This window comes from Streptomyces sp. NPDC097640 (assembly GCF_040302705.1).
GTDB lineage: Bacteria > Actinomycetota > Actinomycetes > Streptomycetales > Streptomycetaceae > Streptomyces.
The window spans coordinates 214,200-237,742 of record NZ_JBEOSB010000007.1; the positions used below are offsets into that span (position 1 = coordinate 214,200).

The 23,543-nt window shown below is 70.9% G+C and carries 17 protein-coding genes; 6 read left to right on the forward strand and 11 right to left on the reverse strand.

What is annotated here, in order from left to right; translation table 11 throughout:
- Positions 1 to 4,281: a caspase, EACC1-associated type gene (locus tag ABTY62_RS13245; RefSeq protein ID WP_352129525.1), complete on the forward strand. Its 4,281-nt coding sequence runs from the start codon at positions 1 to 3 to the stop codon at positions 4,279 to 4,281.
- A gap of 27 nt (positions 4,282 to 4,308) precedes the next feature.
- Here the strand turns inward: ABTY62_RS13245 and ABTY62_RS13250 are convergent, their stop codons facing one another.
- The 3 genes from ABTY62_RS13250 to ABTY62_RS13260 all read right to left on the reverse strand — a co-directional run bounded on the left by ABTY62_RS13250 (position 4,309) and on the right by ABTY62_RS13260 (position 7,936).
- On the reverse strand, positions 4,309 to 5,475 hold the full coding sequence (locus tag ABTY62_RS13250; RefSeq protein ID WP_352129526.1) for a hypothetical protein: 1,167 nt from the start codon (positions 5,473 to 5,475) through the stop codon (positions 4,309 to 4,311).
- Positions 5,466 to 6,797, reverse strand: coding sequence for a hypothetical protein (locus tag ABTY62_RS13255; protein WP_352129527.1), 1,332 nt, complete (start codon positions 6,795 to 6,797; stop codon positions 5,466 to 5,468). Before ABTY62_RS13255 ends, ABTY62_RS13250 begins: the two co-directional genes overlap by 10 nt.
- A gap of 113 nt (positions 6,798 to 6,910) precedes the next feature.
- Entirely contained in the window at positions 6,911 to 7,936 is a 1,026-nt protein-coding gene (locus ABTY62_RS13260) for a 6-phosphofructokinase (RefSeq protein ID WP_311727954.1), read from the reverse strand.
- Positions 7,937 to 8,290: 354 nt separating this feature from the next.
- On the opposite strand from ABTY62_RS13260, the gene pta reads away from it, so the two are divergent.
- The 3 genes from pta to pyk all read left to right on the forward strand — a co-directional run bounded on the left by pta (position 8,291) and on the right by pyk (position 13,078).
- Positions 8,291 to 10,396 carry a phosphate acetyltransferase gene (pta, locus tag ABTY62_RS13265; protein ID WP_352129528.1) on the forward strand — a complete coding sequence of 702 codons (2,106 nt, stop codon included), beginning with the start codon at positions 8,291 to 8,293 and terminating at the stop codon, positions 10,394 to 10,396.
- Positions 10,393 to 11,538 (forward strand): acetate kinase, encoded by a 1,146-nt coding sequence (locus ABTY62_RS13270; protein ID WP_352129529.1) that lies wholly within the window; start codon positions 10,393 to 10,395, stop codon positions 11,536 to 11,538. Before pta ends, ABTY62_RS13270 begins: the two co-directional genes overlap by 4 nt.
- A gap of 112 nt (positions 11,539 to 11,650) precedes the next feature.
- The gene (pyk, locus tag ABTY62_RS13275; RefSeq protein ID WP_352129530.1) at positions 11,651 to 13,078 is read left to right on the forward strand and encodes a pyruvate kinase; all 1,428 of its coding nucleotides are present in this window, start codon (positions 11,651 to 11,653) and stop codon (positions 13,076 to 13,078) included.
- Positions 13,079 to 13,221: 143 nt separating this feature from the next.
- Here pyk and ABTY62_RS13280 read toward each other — a convergent pair whose 3' ends face one another.
- The 4 genes from ABTY62_RS13280 to ABTY62_RS13295 form a co-directional block, all read right to left on the reverse strand.
- Positions 13,222 to 14,622, reverse strand: coding sequence for an ICP22 family protein (locus ABTY62_RS13280; protein ID WP_502997453.1), 1,401 nt, complete (start codon positions 14,620 to 14,622; stop codon positions 13,222 to 13,224).
- Complete coding sequence (locus ABTY62_RS13285; protein ID WP_352129531.1) at positions 14,612 to 15,175, reverse strand: DUF6114 domain-containing protein; 564 nt, start codon at positions 15,173 to 15,175, stop codon at positions 14,612 to 14,614. Before ABTY62_RS13285 ends, ABTY62_RS13280 begins: the two co-directional genes overlap by 11 nt.
- 143 nt (positions 15,176 to 15,318) lie before the next feature.
- Positions 15,319 to 15,942, reverse strand: coding sequence for a DUF6230 family protein (locus ABTY62_RS13290; RefSeq protein ID WP_352129532.1), 624 nt, complete (start codon positions 15,940 to 15,942; stop codon positions 15,319 to 15,321).
- A gap of 561 nt (positions 15,943 to 16,503) precedes the next feature.
- Positions 16,504 to 17,466 (reverse strand): tetratricopeptide repeat protein, encoded by a 963-nt coding sequence (locus ABTY62_RS13295; protein WP_352129533.1) that lies wholly within the window; start codon positions 17,464 to 17,466, stop codon positions 16,504 to 16,506.
- 128 nt (positions 17,467 to 17,594) lie between these two features.
- Here ABTY62_RS13295 and ABTY62_RS13300 point away from each other — a divergent pair, with 128 nt between their 5' ends.
- The gene (locus ABTY62_RS13300; RefSeq protein ID WP_352129534.1) at positions 17,595 to 18,272 is read left to right on the forward strand and encodes a TetR/AcrR family transcriptional regulator; all 678 of its coding nucleotides are present in this window, start codon (positions 17,595 to 17,597) and stop codon (positions 18,270 to 18,272) included.
- Here ABTY62_RS13300 and icmA read toward each other — a convergent pair.
- From icmA to ABTY62_RS13320, 4 genes are all read right to left on the reverse strand, one after another.
- Positions 18,248 to 19,966 (reverse strand): coenzyme B12-dependent isobutyryl-CoA mutase large subunit, encoded by a 1,719-nt coding sequence (gene icmA / locus ABTY62_RS13305; RefSeq protein ID WP_352129535.1) that lies wholly within the window; start codon positions 19,964 to 19,966, stop codon positions 18,248 to 18,250. The genes ABTY62_RS13300 and icmA overlap by 25 nt on opposite strands.
- A 158-nt stretch (positions 19,967 to 20,124) precedes the next feature.
- Positions 20,125 to 20,463, reverse strand: a complete 339-nt coding sequence (locus tag ABTY62_RS13310) for a DUF3817 domain-containing protein (RefSeq protein ID WP_352129536.1) — start codon at positions 20,461 to 20,463, stop codon at positions 20,125 to 20,127.
- Between the two features lie 64 nt (positions 20,464 to 20,527).
- Entirely contained in the window at positions 20,528 to 21,037 is a 510-nt protein-coding gene (locus tag ABTY62_RS13315) for a MarR family transcriptional regulator (protein WP_352129537.1), read from the reverse strand.
- Between the two features lie 43 nt (positions 21,038 to 21,080).
- A complete protein-coding gene (locus ABTY62_RS13320) occupies positions 21,081 to 22,424 on the reverse strand; it encodes an MFS transporter (protein WP_352129538.1) in 1,344 nt (447 codons plus the stop codon).
- Positions 22,425 to 22,495: 71 nt separating this feature from the next.
- On the opposite strand from ABTY62_RS13320, the gene ABTY62_RS13325 reads away from it, so the two are divergent.
- The gene (locus ABTY62_RS13325) at positions 22,496 to 23,488 is read left to right on the forward strand and encodes an ArsR/SmtB family transcription factor (RefSeq protein WP_352129539.1); all 993 of its coding nucleotides are present in this window, start codon (positions 22,496 to 22,498) and stop codon (positions 23,486 to 23,488) included.
- The last annotated feature ends 55 nt before the right edge of the window (positions 23,489 to 23,543 follow it).

Genomic DNA, 23,543 nt, shown 5'->3' on the forward strand with positions numbered 1-23,543 from the left:
GTGCACCTGCCAGACCCGGCCACCTCGCGGGCGGTGCTGATCGGCGTCCATGACTTCGATCATCTGCCGCCGTTGAAGTCCGTGGCCAACAACCTCAACCGGCTGCGCGACGCGCTGACCGATCCCGAGCTGTGGGGACTGCCCAAGGAGCACTGCCAGGTGATCCCCCAGCCGCGCTACGTCCATGAGGTCATGGGCGCGATCGCCAAGGCGGCGGACGAGGCGAAGGACACACTCTTCGTCTACTACGCCGGACACGGGCTGACGGACCCGGATGCCGTGGACCCCTCGGACCAGCTCTACCTGGCGCTGTCCGAATCCAAGCGCACCGAACTGTACTTGTCCTTGCGCTACCGGGACGTGCGCAAAGAGCTGCTGAAACCTCGCCAGGCGCGGCGCAAGATCGTGGTGCTCGACTGCTGCCACAGCGGTCACGCCGCAACCGTCATGGGGTCGTCCGAGCTCCAGGAAGAGGCAGAGATCGAGGGCGCATACGTTCTCACCTCCTCCGGTTCCAACGCCGTTTCGTTCGCGCCACCGGACGCGGAGCTGACGGTCTTCACCGGCGAATTGCTGTCACTGATCGAGGAAGGTGTGCCGGGCGGCCCCGAACTGCTCACCGTGGAGGACCTGTTCCGGAAGGTCCGGCAGGCGACCATCCGCAAGAACCTCCCGGCCCCGCGCAAGCTGGCGACCGACTCGGCCGACCAGGTCCCCCTGGTACGCAACCGCGCCTATGTACCCGAACTGCCCCCGGCCGTCCCCGCCGTCGATCACGACCGCACACCGGCCGTCCGGCTGAACCGGTTCGACCTGGACCGCCTGGTCGAGCAGCAGAAGAGCAGGGCGAACAGCTTCCCGTACGAGGATCTGCTGGAGGGAGAGCGCCGCCCCCTCTTCACCGAGGTGTACGTACGCCAGCAGATGTCCGCGCAGGGCATGGACGGGGACCTGCGGGCGGAGCGGGCATCGGACCCGGCGCGGCACGGCGACTGGTCCCGGGCGCGGGAGCGGGAGGAGCGGCGGGCCGAGGCGGGCGCTCCGACGGCGGACGGCAAACGGGACCGCCGGGTCTCCCAGTCCCTGAAGTCCGTACTGGCGTCACCGGAGCACCTGCTGGTCACCGGTGGACCCGGCATGGGCAAGTCGTCCCTCATCAGCCAGCTGCCCAGAGAGCTGCCGGAGAACGCCGTCCCCATCCGGGTCACCGCCAGGCACCTCGCCCCCCACGCGGCCAAGCACAAGCCCTGGCAGGAGGCGATTGCCGCCGCTGTCGAGGACGATCTGCTCCCGGCGGGGCTGCGGCGGCTGCCGGACCGGCCCACGCCGGACGGGCAGTGGGTGATCCTCATCGACGCGCTCGACGAGGTCTCCGGTGTCCGGGACCGGGGGGATCTGGTCGACTGGATCGACACCGTTCTGCGCCGGCAGGACCTGCCGTTCCGGATGATCCTCACCAGCCGTCCGCCGACTCCGGCCGACCGGCGCCGGCTGATCCACGCTGGCATGGTCCACTACACCCTGGAGCCGTTCACCGCCGACGGACTGAAGCGCTTCGCCGAGGGGTGGTTCCACGACTGCCCCGAGCCCGGTCAGGCGGAGCGGTTCCTGGCCCAGCTCCGCGACGGTCATCTCCTCGACGTGGCCAAGGTACCGCTGCTCGCCACCATCGCCGCGATCGTCTTCGAGAGCTCTCCGGACACCCCGCTGCCCAAGCAGCGGTTCGGCCTGTACGAGCAGTTCCTGACCCATCTGGCGGAGGGCCGGAGCAGCAGGAGGGTCGGTGCGGGCCTGCGGAAACTGCTCGATGGACTGCCCCACGGCGAGCGGCTGGCCGACGAGGTCCGGGCTCGCCGCCTGTGGCTCGGACAGCGGCTGGCGGTGGCGGCGTCCGAGGGCGAGACGGATCTGCTGCACCATGCGGACGCCTGGGTGCGAGAGCTCGCCGAGGAGTTGGAAGCGCCCATTCCGCGCACGCCCACATGGCGCGCGATCCCGTTGTCCCTCGCCGAGTACACCGGGCTGGTCACCCGTGACGGCGGCAACAACGTCCGCTTCTGGCACCTGTCGTTCGCCGAGCATCTGGCGGCGCAGGTGCATGAGCGGGACCTCCCGGACGAGTTCGATCCCAAGGCGGAGGTCTGGAGTTCCTGGCTCGCCCGTATCTTCGACGGCGCCGGGCAGGAGGAGGTCGCACGGCTCGTACTGGTCCGGCACACCCACAGCCATCAGGACAGCGCCCTGCTCCCCTGGCTCCAGCAGCAGACGGACCACCATCAGGCGCTCGTCGGCGAGCTGCTGCTGCGCGGCGCGAAGGCCGCGGACTCGGTGCTCGACGCCTTCTGCGACGGGCTCCGCCGGGTGCTGTTCGTACCCGGGGACGAGCGCTACGACGACATGCTGACCACGGCGGCACTGCTGGGCGACCCCAAGGTGTCGGCCACCCTCGCCTCGGTCATGACGAACGAGTCCAAACCGACCACGGCACGCGTCGCCGCGGCCCAGCTGCTCAGCGAACGCAGCGGGCCCACGGCAGCGGCGGCGGTGGAATATCTGTGGACCGTCATCGACGACCCGCATCTCACGGACGCCGATCGGGTACGCGGCGCCGCCGCGGTCGCCCGAACCCAGCACTCCTCGCGGGAGCGCGCGGCCGAAACCCTGCTGGAGACGGCACGAGACGAACGGGTCCACATCGCGCAGCGCCGGTCGGCGGCCGAAGCCCTGGCGAGCCTGGGGGGTGACCATGTTCCCCATGCTCAGGAATGTCTGCTGGCTCTCATGCACAGCCCCGACGCCTACGTCTACCACTGCGTCGCCATCGCGGAAGCACTGGCCAAGCTCTCCTCCGCCTCCTTCAACCGTGCGGTGTCCACGCTTGAAGAGGCCGCCGAGGACCCAGGGACGTCCGTCAGCGACCGGATCGACCTCCTGCTTGCCATCGCCGAGCTGGACCATGGCCGCAGGCCTTGGATCGTCGATGTGCTCGATGACCTGTTGAGCTCGACTCGGACCCACGCCGACGTTCGGGCACAGGCCGCCGCGGCACTCGCGGTCGTCGCACCGGACCGTGCCGGCCTGGCTGTTGGAGTCCTCTGGAATCTGGTCAGAAACCCACGCCTCGACGTGAGCGTCCGCATCGACACGGCCGAACGGCTGGCCGAGGTCGACGCCGCACAGCGGACAGACCTGGCGGATGAGCTGTTCCAACTGGCTCGATCTGCGCACTGCGACGTGTCGCAGAGAATCAACGCGGCGGTGAAGTCCGCATCGATGGCGCCTCCCAGGAGAGGCCGCTGCATGGACCTGCTCATGGTGACCGCACAGGACACGACCCAGGACCTGGATGATCGGCTCGTAGCGATCTCCCACTTGAGCAAAATGAACCCGCAGAACACCGAGCAGCTCGCTCCAGTGCTGCAAGAGGCCCTGAGCGCCCCGGGCCTGCACCCTGGCACACGGGCGAAGGCCGCTCGCCAGCTCGGAACGCTCGGCGGCAGCCACCGTGCGGGCGCGATCGAGATGCTGAGCGAGAGAATCCAGACGCCGACGACGCGGCTGGAGGAGTCCTTGGAGTTCGCCAAGGTCCTGGCACAACTCGCGCCCGAGCGGGCCGATGAGGTCGAAGCCGTGCTTGTGCGAGTGCTGGAAGCTCCCGTCCTCAATTCGTTCGAGCGCAGGGCTGCCGCGCAAGCCCTCGCCGACCTGATACCGCAGGCACGGCCCCGTGTTGTGGAGACACTGCTGCGCCGGGCGGCCAGGGAGGAAGATGGGTTCGAAGCCCGGTGGACGGTGCGCGCCACGGTCGACATCGACCCGGGGCAACGCGAGAAGGCGGTCGAGATTGTGCGCACCCGGCTGACCGCACCCGGCGCGACGGCGAGCGACCGCAAGTGGTGTGCCCGAACGCTGGCCGAATTGGGTGGCGCTCAGGGGCGCACAGAGGTCATACGAACTCTCACAGCCCGCGTCACCGACACCGCTCTCGATACCCCGGCACGGCTCGATGCCGCAGACGACTTGGCCTGGGTCGACCCCAAGGCGGTGAAGTCTGTCGCCGACACCCTGCTGGCCCTCGCCGCCGACGAAACCTGCCCAACGAAGTACCGCGTCCAGGCGGCCACTCAGATCGGAGGGCTCGGCCGGGCCCACCATGAGTCGGCCAAGAAACACCTCGAGGCGATCGCCGCCGACGAACGATGCGACGTGACCGAGCGGGAGACGGCGCAGGAAGAGCTGCGAAAACTACAGGACGTCCCGCCGCCCGTGGCCCCGGCCTGAGCGGCGGGCCTGAACGGCGGGCCGCCGTCAGCGGCCAGGTACGGCCGGCGCCCCGCACCCGTGGCTGCGCGCCGAGGCCTCCGCGAAGGCCTTGAGGGCGGCGCGCTCGTAGGCCAGGTCCGGCTCCCGGCGGGTGTCGTCCTTGGTGCTGTCCGCACGCACCAGGAACAGCGCGTCCTCGGCGTTGTCCGGGCAGGAGGCGCTGGCCCAGTGGGCGCTCTGGCCCAGCCGGCCCGAGGGTTCCTCGGAGGGGTAGGGGCCGTCCAGGCCCCGGTCGGCGCTGTACTCGGCGCGGGCCTCCTCGGCGTACGGGCCGTAGTACGCGTCGAGGCGGTAGCGCGGCGAGCCGTCGCGCGCGCCGAGGGCGCAGGACTCGCGCGGCGCGCCGTCGCGGGCGGTCTCCCGGGCCGTGGACACCGCGGAGCGGGCGGCCGTCGGGACGGCCCCGCAGGTGCCGTCGGCGCCCAGCAGCGGCTCGTACTCGTCCTTGTTGACCGGCAGGCCCACCGTGTCGACCGGCTTGCCCAGGCGGGCGCCGCAGCCCCAGTGGTCGTTGGCCGCCTCGGCGGTGGCGGTCGCGGTGCGTACGTAGGCGGGGCGGGCGGCCGGGTCGTCGAGGGTGCCGCCGATGAGATCCGTCTCGACGGTGATCAGCAGGCTGCTGCCGCCCTTGGGGCAGTTGAGCACCACGGCGGTGGTCGCCTCGCCGTCCTCCCTGTCGTCCGGGCGCTCGTTGGCCGTGCCGAAGAGCCCGGACCAGCCGTGGCCGAGGGGGACCGCGAGGGCGTTCTCCGTGGGGACGGAGGTGTATATCCCGTCGAAGCCGTGCCGGGTAGGGGGCCGTGGCGCGCCCTCGATGGTCACCTTGACGCTGCCCTTGCCGTCGGCCTCCACCTGGCACTGTACGGAGAGGGTGTTGGCCACGCCCTCATCGTTCTTGCCGTCGGCTTTGAGGTCGGCGTCGAAGGTGCCCTTGGAGCGGTTGCTGACGCTGATCTCGCCGTCGCCGAGCACCGCGCGGACTTCGTCCACGGCCAGCACCCCGTCGCAGGCCGCGTCGAGCGCGCGGTCGTCGCTGCCGGCCATCCAGACGATCGTGCCCGTCAGCGCGGCCAGCGCCAGCACGGCGGCCCCGAGGCCCCACCGGCGACGGCGGGTCAGCCACCCGCCGAGTCGCAGTCTGCTCAGTGCCATTCCTCGACCTCTCCCAGAACCTTCGTGTCGCGGCACCCCGCCGACTTCGGCCAGCCGTCCGCGGCACTCAGATAGCGGTCAAGCACCGAGCGCGCGGCGCGGGAGAGCGCGGCGCGGTCCTTGGCGCCCAGGGTCGCCGTATCGCCGTCCTCGATCACGATCGAGGGCTGCACCGAGACGCGGTGGTAGGTCTCGCGGCCGCCGCACACCGAGCGTGCCCACAGGGCGAGTTGGGGGTCATTGACGTAGGAGGAGATACGGTCCTCGCCCTTGCCGTCGGCCGTCCCGCCGCCCGTGGGCTTCCCGCGGTCCTGGGACACCCCCCACCCCGGCACATGGCCCTCGCGCTCGTACGAGTTGTACGCGGTCCGGCCGAAGATGCCCGCCCAGCTCGCCGCATCGACGCCGGTGACCTGCCAGTCCTCCGGGCTCTCCAAGTCGTTCTGCTCGGCCTCCGAGTCCCAGACGCCCTGACAGGCGTTCACCACGCCGGACTCCCGGAGGTCGCCGAGCGTGGTCCAGGTGCCGGGCATCACCTCGGGGAGCGACCGGGCGTTGATCCAGCCGCACTTGCGCAGGCCGCGGCCGGGCTCCACGATGCGGTCGGTCGGCGAGTCATCCTCATGTTCGTGGGTGTCCAGCACCCGGGTCGGAGCCTTGAGCGGGTCGCTGCCGCAGCCCTGCGCCTCGGTGATGGCGTTCGCGACATGCACGGCGGTACGGAAGCCGGTGAGCGCGGCGGCCCGTTCGGCCCTGGCCTCCTCCTCGCGCCCGGCGCGGGTGTCGGCGGCGTCGTGCTCGCCGTCGGTGACGAGCGCGGACACATACAGGTCGGTCGTGGGCCGGACCCGGCCGCGCAGGCCGTCCACGCACTCGGCTACCACCCAGGCGCCGCTCTCGCCGTACTGGCCGGTGGTTCCCGGGGCCACGTACGTCCCCTCCGCGGCTCTGCCCTTTCCGAGGAGGTCCTCGGTCTCCATGCCCTCGGGTATGTCGGAGACGAGCGCCTCGGCGTGGACGGTGACGCTGTAGCCCTCTCCCCAGGACAGCTCGCAGTTCAGCAGCGAGCGGCTCTCCTGGTCGGGTTCGAGCATCGTGCCGTGCTGGCTGAGCTCGCCCGCCTGGCCGTCGCGGACGAGACCCTTCAGGTCCGCGTACGGGAGGGTGCCGTCGCACGCCTTTCTCAACTGGGCGCGGTTGGCCGCGAGATGGCCACCCTTGTCGCTGTCGCGGTTCGCGATGACGAAGACCGCGACCAGGGCCATGACAAGCACTACCAGGGCCGTGTAGCGCAGCCACACGCGAGCCCATAAACGACGCATCCCGCCCCCGCTCCCTCTTCCCCCTTGATCAGATGATCAGATGATCAAGTGATCAGCCGATCCGCCTTGATCAAGCCGGGAGAGTACCAGAGCGTCCGCGGTGGGAGCCTGGGTCAGTAGACCGACTCCGCCTCGTCCATGCGGTGCACGGGGACCGTCTTGAGCTCGGTGACCGCCTCCGCGATCGGCACCATCTTGATGTCCGTGCCGCGCAGCGCGGTCATCATCCCGAAGTCGCCGCGGTGGGCGGCCTCGACGGCGTGCCAGCCGAAGCGGGTGGCCAGGACCCGGTCGTACGCGGTCGGGGTGCCGCCGCGCTGGACGTGGCCGAGGATGACCGGGCGGGCCTCCTTGCCCAGCCGCCGCTCGAGCTCGGCCGCCAGGCGGTTGCCGATGCCGGTGAACCGCTCGTGGCCGTACTGGTCGATCGCGCCCTTCTTGTACTCCATCGTGCCCTCGGCGGGGTGCGCGCCTTCGGCGACACAGATGACCGCGAACTTCTTGCCGCGGGAGAAGCGCTCCTCGACCATCTTCACCAGCGCGTCGATCTCGAACGGCCGCTCCGGCAGGCAGATGCCGTGCGCGCCGCCCGCCATGCCGGACTCCAGCGCGATCCAGCCCGCGTGGCGCCCCATGACCTCGACGACCATGACCCGCTGGTGCGACTCGGCGGTGGTCTTGAGCCGGTCCATGGCCTCGGTGGCGACGCCGACGGCGGTGTCGAAGCCGAAGGTGCGGTCGGTGGAGGAGATGTCGTTGTCGATGGTCTTGGGCACGCCGACGATGGGCAGCCCGGCGTCGGAGAGCATCCGGGCGGCGGTGAGCGTGCCCTCGCCGCCGATCGGGATCAGCACGTCGATGCCGTAGTCGCGGGCGTGGTCCTTGGAGGTCTCACAGGCCTCGCGCAGCCGGGCCCGCTCCAGGCGGGAGGAGCCGAGGATGGTGCCGCCGCGGGCGAGGATGCCGCTCACGGCGTCCAGGTCGAGCTTGCGGTGGCGGCCGTCGAGGAGCCCCTTGAAGCCGTCCTCGAAGCCGATGACCTCGTCTCCGTGTCCGACCACGGCCCGGTGGACGACCGAGCGGATCACAGCGTTCAGGCCGGGGCAGTCGCCGCCTGCGGTGAGAACTCCGATGCGCATCGTGCTGTGTCTCCTGCTGCGTACGGGTAAGTGTGAGCCAGTCCGATTGTTCCACGGGCCTGGCGGTGCCATGTCCCTGCATACCCGACTCCGCCCCCGGCTCCAACCCCCGCTCCGGCCTGACTCCGGATCGGGCCCTGGAACCTGCCCCGGAACATGGCCCCGACCAGGCCCCGGACCCGGCCCCTGAGCCGGCCCCGGACCGGGCGAGCGCCCTATCGATGGCCGCAGGTATTGTCAAGGGGACAGGGCCGCCAATACGGCCGTTTTCAGGAGTTTCGACCGGAAACAACCGGAAACAACCGGACGCACCCACCGCACCGGACGCAGTCGACAAGGATCGGAGAGCAGGGCGTGACGCGCAGCGTGTACGTGACCGGGATCGAACGCGGCGACGGCCGCCAGGTCGTCGAGCTGGGGGTCATGGAGCTCCTGACCCGCCATGTCGACCGGGTCGGCGTCTTCCGCCCCCTGGTGCACGACAACCCCGACCGCCTCTTCGACCTCCTGCGGTCCCGCTACCGGCTGGGCCAGTCCCCCGAGTCCGTCTTCGGGATCACCTACGAGGAGGCGTCCGCCCTCCAGGCCGAGCAGGGCACCGACGAGCTGGTGGCGCACCTGGTCGGCCGCTTCCACGAGGTGGCCCGGGACTACGAGTACGTCCTCGTCCTGGGCAGCGACTACGCCGCGACCAGCCTCCCCGACGAGCTGGGGCTGAACGCGCGGCTGGCCAACGAGTTCGGCGCCTCGGTGATCACCGTCGTGGGCGGCCAGGACCAGAGCGCCGAGTCCGTGGGCGCCGAGGCGCACAACGCCTACCGCGCCTACGACGCGCAGGGCTGCGACGTCGTCGCCGTCGTGGTGAACCGGGTGGCCCCCGGCGACCGGGAGGCCGTGGCCGAGCGGCTGAGCGGCCGCCTCCCCGTCCCCTGCTACGCGCTGCCGGAGGACGCCTCGCTCTCCGCGCCCACCGTCTCCCAGGTGGTGCGCACCCTGGACGCCGAGCTGCTGCTCGGCGACCACGCGGGGCTGTCCCGGGACGTGCGGGACTTCGTCTTCGGCGGCGCCATGCTGCCCAGCTTCCTGCCCGCACTGACCGAGGGCTGCCTGGTGGTGACCCCCGGCGACCGCGCCGACCTGATCATCGGGGCGCTCGCGGCGCACAGCGCGGGGGCCCCGCCCATCGCCGGGGTGCTGCTCACCCTGGACGAGCGGCCGGGCCCGGACATCCTGGCGCTGGCCTCCCGGCTGGCCCCGGGCACCCCGGTGGCGGCCGTGGCGGGCGGCAGCTTCCCGACCGCGGCCGAGCTGTTCGCGCTGGAGGGCAAGCTCACCGCGGGCTCGCCGCGCAAGGCCGAGATCGCGATCGGCCTGTTCGAGCGGCACGTGGACACCGCGGAGCTGACCAACCGGATCTCGGTCGCCCGTTCCGGCCGGGTCACCCCGATGATGTTCGAGCACGAGCTGATCGAGCGGTCCCGCGCCAACCGCCGCCGGGTCGTCCTCCCCGAGGGCACCGAGGAGCGGGTGCTGCGCGCCGCCGATGTGCTGCTGCGCCGCGATGTGTGCGACCTCACGCTGCTGGGCGCGGAGGACGTGGTGCGCAAGCGCGCCGCCGAGCTGGGCATCCAGCTCGCGGACGCGCAGATCATCGACCCGCAGACCTCGCCGCTGCGCGACCGCTTCGCCGAGCTGTACGCGGAGCTGCGCGCCCACAAGGGCGTCTCCTACGAGCTGGCCTACGACGTGGTCGCCGACGTCTCGTACTTCGGCACGCTGATGGTGCAGGAGGGCCTGGCCGACGGCATGGTCTCCGGCGCCGTGCACTCCACCGCGGCCACCATCCGGCCCGCGTTCGAGATCATCAAGACCGCGCCGGGCGCCCAGATCGTCTCCTCGGTCTTCTTCATGTGCCTGGCCGACCGGGTGCTGGTGTACGGCGACTGCGCGGTCAACCCGGACCCGGACGCCGAGCAGCTCGCGGACATCGCCATCCAGTCGGCCACCACGGCCGCCCAGTTCGGCGTGGAGCCGCGGATCGCGATGCTCTCGTACTCCACCGGCACCTCCGGGTCCGGCGTGGACGTCGACAAGGTGCGCAAGGCGACCGAGCTGGTCCGCGAGCGCCGCCCGGACCTGCTGGTCGAGGGCCCGATCCAGTACGACGCCGCGGTGGACGCGGCCGTCGCGGCGACCAAACTGCCGGACTCCGAGGTGGCGGGCAAGGCCACGGTCCTGGTCTTCCCGGACCTGAACACCGGCAACAACACCTACAAGGCGGTGCAGCGCTCGGCGGGCGCGGTCGCGGTCGGCCCGGTGCTCCAGGGGCTGCGCAAGCCGGTGAACGACCTCTCCCGCGGGGCGCTGGTCCAGGACATCGTCAACACCGTCTCGATCACCGCCGTCCAGGCCCAGACGCCCACCCCCGCCTCCCCCGCACAGAAAGCACCCACCGCGTGAACGGCTCCCGAGTCCTCGTTCTCAACTCCGGCTCCTCGTCGGTCAAGTACCAGCTGCTCGACATGGCCGACGGCAGCCGGCTCGCCTCCGGCATCGTGGAGCGGATCGGGGAGGGCCCCGTCGCCGACCACTCGGCCGCCCTCAAGCAGGTCGCCGAGGAGCTGGCCGGGCAGGGCCTCGGCCTGGACTCGCCCGCGCTGGCGGCGGTCGGCCACCGGGTGGTGCACGGCGGCACCCGGTTCACCGAGCCGACCCTGATCACCGACGAGGTGGTCGAGGAGATCGAGAAGCTGGTGCCGCTGGCCCCGCTGCACAACCCGGCGAACGTCACCGGGATCAAGGTGGCCCGCGCGCTGCGCCCGGACCTGCCGCAGGTGGCGGTCTTCGACACCGCGTTCCACTCCACGATGCCGGAGGAGGCGGCGCGCTACGCCATCGACCGGGCGACCGCCGACCGGTACGGGGTGCGGCGCTACGGCTTCCACGGCACCTCGCACGCGTTCGTCTCCCGGGCCACCGCCGCGCTGCTGGGCCGGGACGTCTCCGACGTCAACACGATCGTGCTGCACCTGGGCAACGGCGCCAGCGCCTCCGCCGTGCGCGGCGGGGTGTGCGTGGACACCTCGATGGGGCTCACCCCGCTGGAGGGCCTGGTCATGGGGACCCGCTCCGGGGACCTGGACCCGGCGGCGATCTTCCACCTGGCCCGGGTCGGCGGGCTGTCGGTCGACGAGATCGACACCCTGCTGAACAAGCGCAGCGGGCTGCTGGGGCTGTGCGGGGACAACGACATGCGCGAGATCGGCCGCCGGATGGGCGAGGGGGACCCGGAGGCGCAGCTGGCCTTCGACGTCTACATCCACCGGCTGCGCAAGTATGTGGGCGCGTACACCGCCGCGCTGGGGCGGGTGGACGCGATCGCCTTCACCGCGGGCGTCGGGGAGAACTCCCCGGCGGTGCGGGAGGCGGCGATGCGCGGCCTGCCCGCGTTCGGCATCGAGGTGGACGCGGTCCGCAACGCGGTGCGCGGCTCCTCGGCGCGGCTGATCTCCACGGAGGCCAGCCGGGTCGCGGTGGCCGTGGTGCCGACCGACGAGGAGCTGGAGATAGCGAGCCAGGCGTACGAACTGGTCGCTGCCTAGCCTCCTGGTCACCGGCCGGCCTCCGGCTCTTCCGCCGTGCTTGCCCAGGCATTGCACCGGCGTACATAAGCTTAAAAATTCCGCTCCGAAACAAACCGATAGGATCTGCCTCATGCGCCGTTCCAAAATCGTCTGCACTCTGGGCCCCGCCGTCGACTCCTACGACCAGCTGAAGTCGCTGATCGAGGCCGGGATGAACGTGGCCCGATTCAACATGAGCCATGGGAGCCACACGGAGCACGAGGAGCGGTATCACCGCGTCCGCAAGGCCTCCGAGGAGACCGGGCGCGCGGTCGGCGTGCTCGCCGACCTCCAGGGCCCCAAGATCCGGCTGGAGACCTTCGCCGACGGCCCGGTGGAGCTGGTGCGCGGTGACGAGTTCACCATCACCACCGAGGACGTGCCGGGCGACCGCACGATCTGCGGCACCACGTACAAGGGGCTGCCGGGCGATGTCTCCAAGGGCGACCAGGTCCTGATCAACGACGGCAACGTCGAGCTGCGGGTCACCGCGGTCGAGGGCACCCGGGTCAAGACGATCGTCATCGAGGGCGGGGTGATCTCCGACCACAAGGGGATCAACCTGCCGGGCGCGGCGGTCAATGTGCCCGCGCTGTCCGAGAAGGACATCGTGGACCTGAAGTTCGCGCTGGCGATGGGGTGCGACATGGTCGCGCTGTCCTTCGTCCGGGACGCCGCCGACGTCCGCGATGTGCACCGCGTCATGGACGAGGTGGGGCACCGGGTGCCGGTGATCGCCAAGGTTGAGAAGCCGCAGGCGGTCGCCAACATGGAGTCGGTCGTCGCGGCCTTCGACGGCGTCATGGTGGCCCGCGGCGACCTGGCCGTCGAGTATCCGCTCGAGAAGGTCCCGATGGTGCAGAAGCGCCTGATCGAGCTGTGCCGCCGGAACGCCAAGCCGGTGATCGTCGCGACCCAGATGATGGAGTCGATGATCACCAACTCGCGTCCGACCCGCGCCGAGGCGTCCGACGTCGCCAACGCGATCCTGGACGGCGCCGACGCGGTCATGCTGTCCGCGGAGTCCTCCGTCGGCGCGTACCCGCTGGAGACGGTCAAGACGATGTCCCGCATCGTCCAGGCCGCCGAGCAGGAGCTGCTCTCGCGCGGCCTCCAGCCGCTGGTCCCCGGCAAGAAGCCGCGTACGCAGGGCGGCTCGGTCGCCCGTGCGGCCTGCGAGATCGCCGACTTCCTGGACGCCGAGTCGCTGGTGGCCTTCACCCAGTCCGGCGACACCGCCCGCCGGCTGTCCCGCTACCGGGCCCAGCAGCCGATCCTGGCCTTCACCACCGACGTGGCCACCCGCAACCAGCTGACGCTCAGCTGGGGCGTGGAGTCGTTCGTGGTGCCGTATGTGGAGCACACCGACGCGATGGTGGACCTCGTGGACGCCGAGCTGTCGAAGCTGGGCCGCTACAACGAAGGCGCTACCATGATCATCACGGCCGGTTCGCCCCCCGGCGTCTCCGGCACCACCAACATGGTCCGGGTGCACCACCTGGGCGGCGAGGGCAAGTAACGCGCCCGGCTGACGAGCGACCGGCCGCTCGAACAGGCGGGCTGACGCGCCGGTGGGCACCGCCCCGACTGGGGTGGTGCCCACCGGCGTTCGCCCTCCCGGAGGAGGGCTGTGCGGCTCCCGAACGGGTCTGTGTCCCGGGGTTAATCCCCCGTCTTGTAGAGGTGCATGCCGGGGATGGTCAGGTCGCCGCCGAACTGGCCGGCCTGCGTGACCGTCACATCGGTGAAGAACACCTCGGGGAGGTTGATCGGCGGCGGGCTCTTCGGGCTGAAGGTGATCGGGATGATCCCCAGCAGATTGCCCGACAGCTCCTCGGTGTACATGGTGATCGGGCCGTTGTTGAAGGTCGAGGTGGAGCCCTCGCGCGCGGCCACGTGGTTGGTCGTCCCGCCGGTCCCGACCGTCAGCTGGTGCAGATCCTTGATCTCAATGCCGGAGGCCGTGAACTTGAGGACCTTCTTGACCTGCCCGCTGTACGTCTTGACCTCGACGATGCCCTTGTAGTCCAGGCCGTGCAGGGTCAGCAGGGTGCTCTTGAGGGTCCAGGGGTCCTCGGGCACCAGGGCGGCGGTCGGCTCGGTCTCGGCGTTGTCGTACGCCTCGGCGTCGAACGTCGGGCAGGGGAACGGCTCCTTGCCGCTCTTGTTCCCGTCCTCGGCCTTGGGGGAGGACGAGGAGCTGGGGCCGGGCGACGGAGTGGAGCCGTCGGCCTTGTCCTCGGCGTCCTTGGCGTCCTCGGTCTTGTCCTTGGCCTTGTCCTTGGACTCGGCCTTGTCCTCGGCCTTGGACTCGTCCTTGTCGGCGGTGTCCTTCGCCTTGTCGGCCGCGTCTTCGGTGGGGTCGGCGGTCTTGCCCGACGATCCGGTCGAGGAGTCCGACGGGGTCGGCGTGGTGCTCGGCTCGGCCGTCTCGTCCTTGTCGTCACCGCCCCCGGTGAAGATGTCCTTGAGCGCGTCCCCGAGGCCCAGCGGGTCGAGCGGGTTCTTGGTCTTGGTCGCGGACGGGCTCGGTGAGGCGGAGGGCGTCTCCGGCGTCGCGTCGTCCGTCGCGTCGTCCGCCTTGTCGCCCGTCTTGGTGCCGGACGTGGCCGACGGGGTCGGCGTGTCGCCGGGCTCGGAGCCCTTGTCGTCCGAGCTCTTGCCCTCAGAAGTCTTGTCCTCGGAACCCTCTGAGCCCTTGGAACCCTCGGAGTCCTTCGAGCCCTTGGAGTCCTTGTCCTTGGAGTCCTTGGACGTCTCGCCGGCCTCGTCGGTGCTCTTCTGGTCCTTGGCGTCGTCCTTGTCGGCCTCATCCGACTGGGAGACGCACGGCCCGGGCTTGTAGCGGTCCTCGGCCCGGGAGGTCGCCTGGGCGAGCTGCGGGGTCAGCCCCATGCCCATCAGCACGGCCGTCGGCATGGCGGCGAGCGCTATCGCCTTGCCGGCGGGCATGTGCAGGCGGGTGAGCATCGACTTCTTGGGGGCCGCGTGCCGCGGCCCCGTTCTCGCCTTGCGTGGACTGCTGACGCTCGCACCCTCCGACTCGTCTTGTTCACCCCGCACGGTGCCTCCCATCCCTGGATTCCTGGTCCCGCGCGGCCCCCGCGACGGCCGGCTCCGGCTCGCCGCCGCCCGCGCCGTCTCCAGCGTCCGCGTCGTCCACGCCGTCCGAACTGCCCGTGGGTGCGGGCCCCGCGTCCTTCGCCGGCTGCTCGGTGGGCGTCTCACCCGGCGCCCAGGCGACGCTCATCCCGCCGCCGAACAGGGTGAGCAGGAAGCCCACCAGGATTCCCCCGAAGTTGGCCACGGGGATCGAGACCAGGCCGAGCAGGATGGTGGCGACTCCCGCGAAGACCCGCACGATGGGCTGGAACCACATGGTCAGGCCCAGCACGACCAGCAGGACGCCGATAATCAGCGCGCCGGACCCCGTGGTGGTCGACATCCGGACGGTCATCTGGCCCAAGGTGATGTTGGCATACGGCAGGTACCCGATCGGCAGCCCGGCCAATATGGTGAAGAGCCCTGCCCAGAACGGGCGTTGCCAGCGCCAATGCCTGAAAGCCAGGCGCAGACGGCTGATACGGTCACGCGCCCCCGGCGACTCGGCACTCAATGAAAACAGCTCCCTGGGGCCGGCGATCTGGACGATCGCAAGTGTTCTGATGCGGTACTGACAGTCGCGGTGCCGGTGCCCCGACGCCGCTGAGCGATCCCGGGTGAGGGGCGGCTGACACGGCCCCCCACCCGATCAACGGGTCAGAAGCACTCCTTGCCCTTGCCACTGCCCTTGTAGATCTTCATAGAAAGGCCGGGGAGCTTGAACGTGCCCGCATTGGTCGCCCATGCGGTCTGCTCGACATCGGTCAGCAACGCCGTGTCGGCTTCCTGGCCGAAGGAACCGGGGTCCTTCTTGTTCGAGTCGTTCGTCGGCCCCTTGGACGTGTCGCCGGCCGCCACGCCGATGTTGATGTTGCCGAAGACGGCGTCAGCCTTGAGCTGGTCGAGGTCGATGAAGAGGTTCTTCGCGACCACCTTCCTGCCGTCGCCGCCGGCCTCCAGCCTCAGCGTGACATCGCCGAAGAGCGGGACCGGGACCACCACCGACTGGCACAGGCTTTCGATCTTGGCGCTCTTGAACGCCGACACGGCGACGGGAATCTTCTTGCCCCCGTGCTGGGTGTCAAGCGTGCCGTACTGGACAAAGCCCCTGCCGTCGAGCTCTTTCACCTTCACCTTGAACTGCTGGCCGGACACACTGAACGAGGCCGCGAGCGCACCCTGCGCGACGGCTACACCGATCACCGCCGTGGCAGCGACGCTCGGCACCATGACGACGGCGAACCGCTTCCATCTGGTCCCGCCACGAGCCTGGGACTCCATGACTTTCCTCCTTCTCGGACGTACATCTCCGGCTGGGGCCGCGGCCCGAGCCTGGGATGGGAGAAGTGCTACGTCCTCGGGAAGGAGAGCGCCCACGTCTCGCAGGCGCGTACCGCACCCGAAACACCGGCGATCACCCCCGAGCGACAACCACTGGGCCACGCCTTTCGCGCAACCTCCTGGACAGGCCCTGCCGGTAGGCAGGGACCCCCCTGTCCACGGCCGGCGCCACTGCCGCCGGCCTACTCGGTGGGGACCCATCACACCGACCGCGCCGACCGGATGCCGGACTGAGGGGATGGACCGAGCTTGGCCGATCGTGGTCCATTTACGGGCGGGTGCACAAGGGGTTCGTTACCAGCGAGTAACGGGCGGATAACCGTACTGCGGCAGGCCGGTAGAGACCGGGCACTCAGGGTCGCCGTCACATGACCGGAAAGAGGGGGCAATTCGTGCCATGACCGGACAACGAACTGCCGTTTACTTACTGCCAGTTACAGCGACCGCGATTACCAAGTTTTGGTAAAGCGCGGTCGCTTCTCTGTTTGAGATGGCAAGAGATCAGAACAGTACGCGAGCCAGCGCACCGCGCGCCGCGACCACTCTGGGGTCATCCGCGCCGATCACCTCGAAGAGCTCCAGCAAGTGGACCCGTACCGCCTCCCGGTCCTCGCCGACCGTCCGCCGGACCGCGTCGACCAACCGCCCGAAGGCGTCCTCCACATGACCCCCCACCAGGTCGAGATCCGCGGCCGCGATCTGCGCCGCCGGGTCCGCCGGATTGTCGGCCGCCGCCTTGCGCACCACCTGGGCATCGGCCCCCTGTACCCGGCTCAGCAACTCGGCCTGCGCCAGGCCCAGCTTGGCCTCGGTGTTGCCGGGGTCGTCGGCCAGCACATTGCGGTACGCCTGCACCGCACCGCCGAGATCGCCCGCGTCCAGCGCCTCGTGTGCCGCCGCGAGCGCGCTGTCGTACGGGGTGGCGGGCTGCTGCGCGACCGGCTCATCGTCCTCGGCGCCCGCGTCCGTCGCCGGGGCGCCCACGATGCCGAACTGCTGCTCCGCCGCCAGGATCAACTGGTCCAGCACCTGCCGGATCTGGGCCTCGGGCGCGGCGCCCTGGAAGAGGGGCACCGGCTGGCCGGCGACGACCGCGAACACGGCGGGGATGCCCTGCACCCCGAACTGCTGGAAGAGCATCTGGTTGGCGTCGACGTCGATCTTCGCCAGGACGAACCGGCCCGCGTACTCCCCCGTCAGCCGCTCGAGGACCGGACCGAGCTGCTTGCACGGCTCGCACCACTCGGCCCAGAAGTCGATGACGACCGGTACTTCGGTGGAGCGCTGGAGGACCTCCTGCTGGAATCCCGCCTCGTCGACGTCGAAGATCAGACGGGTGGGCACCGCGGTGCCCGTGCGGGCCGCCTCGGCCCGCGCCTTCTCCGCCTTCTGCTTCGCTTCTCCGGCCGCCTTCACCGCGGCGAGGTCGACCACTCCACTCATGGACATGTTCCGTGGCTGCATGGTCCTATCCTCCCCTCTTCCCGCGGTGAATGGAAAAGCGCACACCCTTACGCTACGAGCCGTAGCGTAACTGGAAGCGCCCTCGGAGATCCAGGGGCCAAAGCGGGCGTACGGGTAGGGTCACGGGCATGAGCCCGCCAACGCGGCGCACCGGCCGCCCCCGTAGTGCCGAGGCCGACCGCGCGATCCTCGGCGCGACGCGGGCCGCCCTGGTCGAGCTCGGCTGGCCCAAGCTGACGATGGGCGATGTCGCGGCCCGGGCGGGTGTGGCCAAGACCACCCTCTACCGCCGCTGGGCGAACAAGAGCGAGCTGGTGGTGGACGCGGTGGCGGCCCTCCTCGACGAGGAGATGGAACTGCCCGACCTGGGGTCGCTGCGCGCCGATGTGGAGGAGACGGTGCTCCGGTTCGCCGCGCTGCTGGACCGGCCGGAGGCCAGGACCTCGCTGATGGCCGTGGTCGCCGAGGCCACCCACGACGAGGCGCTGCGGCAGCGGATCCGCTCCGTGATCGTCGACCGGCAGAAGCGGCTGGTGCTGCTGGGCCGCGAGCGGGCCCAGGCCCGCGGCGAGCTGCCGCGCGAGGCCGACACCGCCGCGGCGGCCCGCAGCGCGGACCTGATATTCGACGTGATCGCCGGCGCGGTGGTGCACCGGACGCTGGTGAGCGCCGATGTCGTGGACGAGCTCTGGGCGCGCGACTTCGCGGAACTGCTGCTCCGCGGCTTCCCCGCCATCGTCCAGAAGCCGGCCGGCCCCACCCAGAAGCCAGCCGGCCCCGCTCAGAAGCCGGCCGGCTCCGTGTAGACGCCCCACTCCTCGCGCAGCGCGCCGCAGATCTCGCCGAGGGTCGCCTCCGCCCGGACGGCCTCCATCATGGGCCCGATCATGTTCGAGCCGTCACGGGCCGCGGCCAGCATGTCCTTCAGGGCGGCGGACACCCGGGCGTCGTCGCGGGCCTCCTTGCGGGCGGCGAGCACCCGCACCTGCTCGCGCTCGACCTCGTGGCCGACCCGCAGGATCTCCAGGTCGCCGGTGACCGAGCCCTCGTGGCAGTTGACGCCGACGATCTTCTTGTCGCCCTTCTCCAGCGCCCGCTGGTACTGGAAGGCCGACTCGGCGATCTCGCCGGTGAACCAGCCGTCCTCGATGCCGCGCAGGATGCCGGAGGTGATGGGCCCGATGGGGTGCTGCCCGTCGGCCCCCTCACCCTGTGAACCCAAGTCCCGGCGGCCGCGCTCCTTGATCCGCTCGAAGATCTTCTCGGCGTCGGCCTCGAGGCGGTCGGTCAGCGCCTCGACGTACCAGGAACCGCCCAGCGGGTCGGCGACGTTGAGGATGCCGGTCTCCTCCATCAGCACCTGCTGGGTGCGCAGGGCGATCTCGGCAGCCTGCTCGCTGGGCAGCGCGAGCGTCTCGTCCAAGGCGTTGGTGTGCAGCGAGTTGGTGCCGCCGAGCACCGCGGACAGCGCCTCCACGGCGGTGCGCACCACGTTGTTGTACGGCTGCTGCGCGGTGAGCGAGACCCCGGCGGTCTGGGTGTGGAACCGCAGCCACTGCGCCTTCTCGGTCTTCGCCCCGTACACATCCCGCATCCAGCGGGCCCAGATCCGGCGGGCCGCGCGGAACTTGGCGATCTCCTCGAAGAACTCGATGTGGGCGTCGAAGAAGAAGGACAGGCCGGGCGCGAAGGTGTCGATGTCGAGCCCGCGCGATAGCCCCAGCTCGACGTAGCCGAAGCCGTCGGCGAGGGTGTACGCGAGCTCCTGGGCGGCCGTGGACCCGGCCTCACGGATGTGGTAGCCGGAGACGGACAGCGGCTTGTACGCGGGGATGGAGTGCACGCAGTGCTCCATCAGGTCGCCGATCAGGCGCAGATGCGGCTCGGGCTGGAAGAGCCACTCCTTCTGCGCGATGTACTCCTTGAAGATGTCCGTCTGGAGGGTGCCGTTCAGCACGGAGGGGTCCACGCCCTGGCGCTCGGCGGCGACCAGGTACATGCAGAAGACGGGGACGGCGGGGCCGCTGATCGTCATCGAGGTGGTGACGTCGCCGAGCGGGATGTCCTTGAAGAGGAGCTCCATGTCGGCGGCGGAGTCGACGGCGACGCCGCAGTGGCCGACCTCGCCCAGCGAGCGCGGGTCGTCGGAGTCGCGCCCCATCAGCGTGGGCATGTCGAAGGCCACCGAGAGCCCGCCGCCGCCCGCCTTGAGGATCATCTTGTAGCGCTCGTTGGTCTGCTCGGCGTTTCCGAAGCCCGCGAACTGGCGGATGGTCCAGGCGCGGCCGCGGTAGCCGGTGGCGTACAGCCCGCGGGTGTAGGGGAACTCGCCGGGCCAGCCGATGCGCTCGAAGCCCGCCACGGTGTCGCCGGGGGCGGGTCCGTAGACCGGGTCCACAGGATCCCCGGACAAGCTCGTGAAGGCTGCCTCGCGCTTGCGGGCGGCGTCGTACCGGGCCTGCCAGCGCCGGCGGCCCTCCTCAATGCCTTCGGCGTCCATGGCTACAAATTTACTAGGATGTCCAACTATGTGTCGACGCGACACGGGCCTCAGCAGCCCATTCGGGTCAGCCGCGCAGCGCCCGCAGGCCGGCGCCGGCCGCCCACGCAAAACGCTCGGCCGGGAAACCCCGGCCGAGCGCCTCGCGAGGGGGTGGTTCAGGCCTGGGCGGGCTCCGGCTCGGCGCCGCTGACCAGCGGCTCGATCTCGGCCACGACCTTGCGCTCGACGAAGAAGACCGCCGTGGGGACGGTGCCGGCGAGCAGCACCCAGGCCAGCTTGCCGAAGGGCCACTTCGCCTTGGAGCCGAGGTCGAAGGCGAAGACCAGGTAGAGGACGTACAGCCAGCCGTGTGCGATACCGACGACGCTGACGAAGCCGGACGCGCCGTCCACGTCCAGCAGGTACTTGGCGATCACGCCGATCGTGAGCAGGATCAGCAGGACGCCGGTGACATAGGCCATGGTCCGGTAGCGCGTCAATACGCTTCGCTTCATGACGTTGAGCGTAACCGTCCGTTCCGGGGCGATCTTCGCCGCCCCCGCCGGTGCCGCTCCCCCGTCACACCTCGTCGAAGTCTCCCGCCGCGACGCGCAGCGGCCGCAGCAGCTCGAAGATGCCCGAGCAGTCCTCGGCGTCGTACACCCCGAGGCCGAAGTCCATGGCCATCAGGTCGCGGGTGGCCGACTCCACCACCTCACGGCCCCGGTCGGTGATCGAGGCGAGCGTGCCGCGGCCGTCGTTCGGGTTCGGCCGCTTGGCCACCAGACCGGACCTGACCAGCCGGTCCACGGTGTTGGTGACCGAGGTCGGGTGGACCATCAGCCGCTCGCCGATCTTGGACATGGTCAGCTCACCGGCCTGGGAGAAGGTGAGCAGCACCAGCGCCTCGTAGCGGGCGAAGGTCAGCCCGTACGGCTTGACCACCGCGTCGACCTGGCCGAGCAGAATCTGCTGGGCCCGCATGATCGAGGTGATCGCGGCCATCGACGGCACGGACCCCCACCGTCGCTTCCACAGTTCGTCTGCGCGAGCGATGGGGTCGAAGGAGAGGCTGAGCGGCTTGGGCACGTTACCGACCCTACCGGCCGGTCATATCGTGGTCAGCCCGGTCTCACGTTTCGAGCGGGGCGGGCCGGCCGGGAGTGTTGCCGCGCCGCACCATCACCACCACCAGCAGCGAACACACGGTGCCTGACACCCCCGCCGCGGTGACCACCAGGTGCACCGGAGCCACCTCGGCGACCGCGCCCGCCGCCGCCATGCCCAGGCCCTGCGCGGTCATCAGCCCCGCCGTCAGCAGCGTCATCGCGCGTCCCCGCAGCTCCTCCGGCACGGCCGCGATGAACCACTGGTCGAGGCCGAGGCTGTACGACATGCCACAGCCCGTCGCCACCTGGAGCGCCAGCGCCCAGCCGAAGGAGGGCTCGAAGACGTACCCCAGGGACGGCAGCATGCACAGCACCGCCACCACCAGGGTCAGCCGCGCCCGGCCGGCCGGGCCGAGCAGGGTGCCCGCCAGGGTCTCGCTGACGAGCGCGCCGATCGGCATCCCGCACATCAGCAGCCCGAGCCCGGTCGAGCCGAGGCCCAGACCGTCGGAGTACGGGGTCATCAGCGCCTCCGACATCACCACGAACGTCGGCGGCACCCAGTTCAGCAGGAACAGCGCCCGGATCCGCGGGACGGCGGCCAGCTGCCGGATACCGCGCAGCGAGTCGCCGAGCAGCGCGCCGCGCCGGCCGTCCGCACGGGCCGGACGGCGGCGGGTGCCCAGCCGCAGCACCAGCGCCGACGCCACGAACGACGCCGCCGTGATCGCGAGCACCGCGCGCGGCGAGACCGCGGTCAGCAGCAGCCCGCCCGCGGCGAACCCGGCGAGCTGCGCGCCCTGCGCGGTGAGCCGGATGACGGACCGGCCGAGCACGAACAGATCGCCCTTCCCCAGGATGTCGCCGAGGGTCGCGGCCCGCGTCCCGCTGAACACCGGAGAGATCACGGCGGGCACACAGCGCAGCACCAGCAGCAGCCCGACGGGCATGCCCGGCACCACCATCGCGGCCACGCACAGGGCGCTGGCCAGATCGCACACGACGAGCACCCGGCGGGCGGGGTAGCGGTCGGCGACCGCGGACAGCAGGGTGCCGCCGATGACGTACGGCAGCAGCGCGAAGGCGAAGGCCAGCGCGGACAGCAGCGGCGAGCCGGTGGCCCGGTAGACCAGGACGGACAGCGCGATCCCGCAGACCACCTCGCCGAGCATCGACAGCAGATGCGCGACGAACACGGCCCTGAACTCGCGCACCGCGAAGACGGCGGAGTAGCCGACGCTTTCCGGGCGGGGTTCCGGGAGAGCGGGTCCCTCCGCGCACTCGGCCGCGGGCTCGGGTCCGGAGGCGTCTGCGGCGGGGCGCGCAGGGGTGGGGTCCGTCGTCCCGGACCCGGAAGGCGTTGGCATGGCGGCAGCGTGCCCGAGGCGATCCGGGGGGCTCTAGTGTTTCGCCCTGGGGCGAATCTTCAGGGGGACCTGTGCCACTCCACATGAGCTTCGGAACCGACGACTTACTGCGCTGCCGGTTCGCGATTTCGCCGCTGTGCCAGACGCACGAGGCGGTGCGGACGCTGCTGCGCTCCGAGCGGCACGGCTATCACCTGCCGTGGCTGCGCCGGATCCGCTCGGCCGTGGCCGGGCTCGACCTGTCCCTGCTCGCGCTGTTCATCCCCGTCCGCGGCTACACCCCGGACTTTCTGGGTCCGCCGCCGGCGGTGCCGTATCCCTCGTTCGAGGAGGAGCTGGCGCGGCTGCGGGCGACCGAGCCGGAGGCGGCCCGCCGGGAGATGTCCCTTTCCCTGGCCGACACGCCGGGGGCCGCCGAGTCCGCGGTCGGGCGCTCGGTGCTGGAGGACCCGGCGCGGGCGGTGGAGCTGCTCGCCGATCTGACCGAGCGGGCCTGGCACGCGCTGCTCGAGCCGGACTGGCCGCGGGTGCGCGACCTGTTGGAGGCCGATGTGGCCTATCGGGCCCGGCAGCTGGCGGACGGCGGCCTCGAGCGGCTCTTCGCCGATCTGCGCCCCTCGGTGTCCTGGGCCGATGGGCGGCTCACGGTCCGCACCCGCGCCGGGGGCCCGGAGGTGCAGGAGCTCGACGGCCGGGGCCTGCTGCTGATGCCGAGCGTGTTCGTCTGGCCGGACGTGGTGAGCGGCTTCGCGCCGCCCTGGCAGCCGACGGTGATCTATCCGGCGCGCGGGGTGGGCGGGCTCTGGCAGGAGTCCGCGGAGGGCGCGGCGGACGCGCTCGTACGGCTCCTCGGCGCCAACCGCGCGGCCGTTCTGAGCGCCCTGGAGGAGCCCGCCACGACGACGGCGCTGGCCCAGCGGCTGGGCCTGGCGCCGTCGTCGGTGTCGGCGCACCTGGGGGTACTGCGCGCGGCCGGCCTGCTGACGTCGCGCCGCGACGGCCATCGGGTGCTGTACGAGCGCACGCCGCTCGGAATCGCGCTGCTGGGCGGCGACGCGGCCTAGCAGCGCGCGCTCCGTACGACTGCGTCTGCGGCTGCGGCTGCGGCTGCGGCTACGG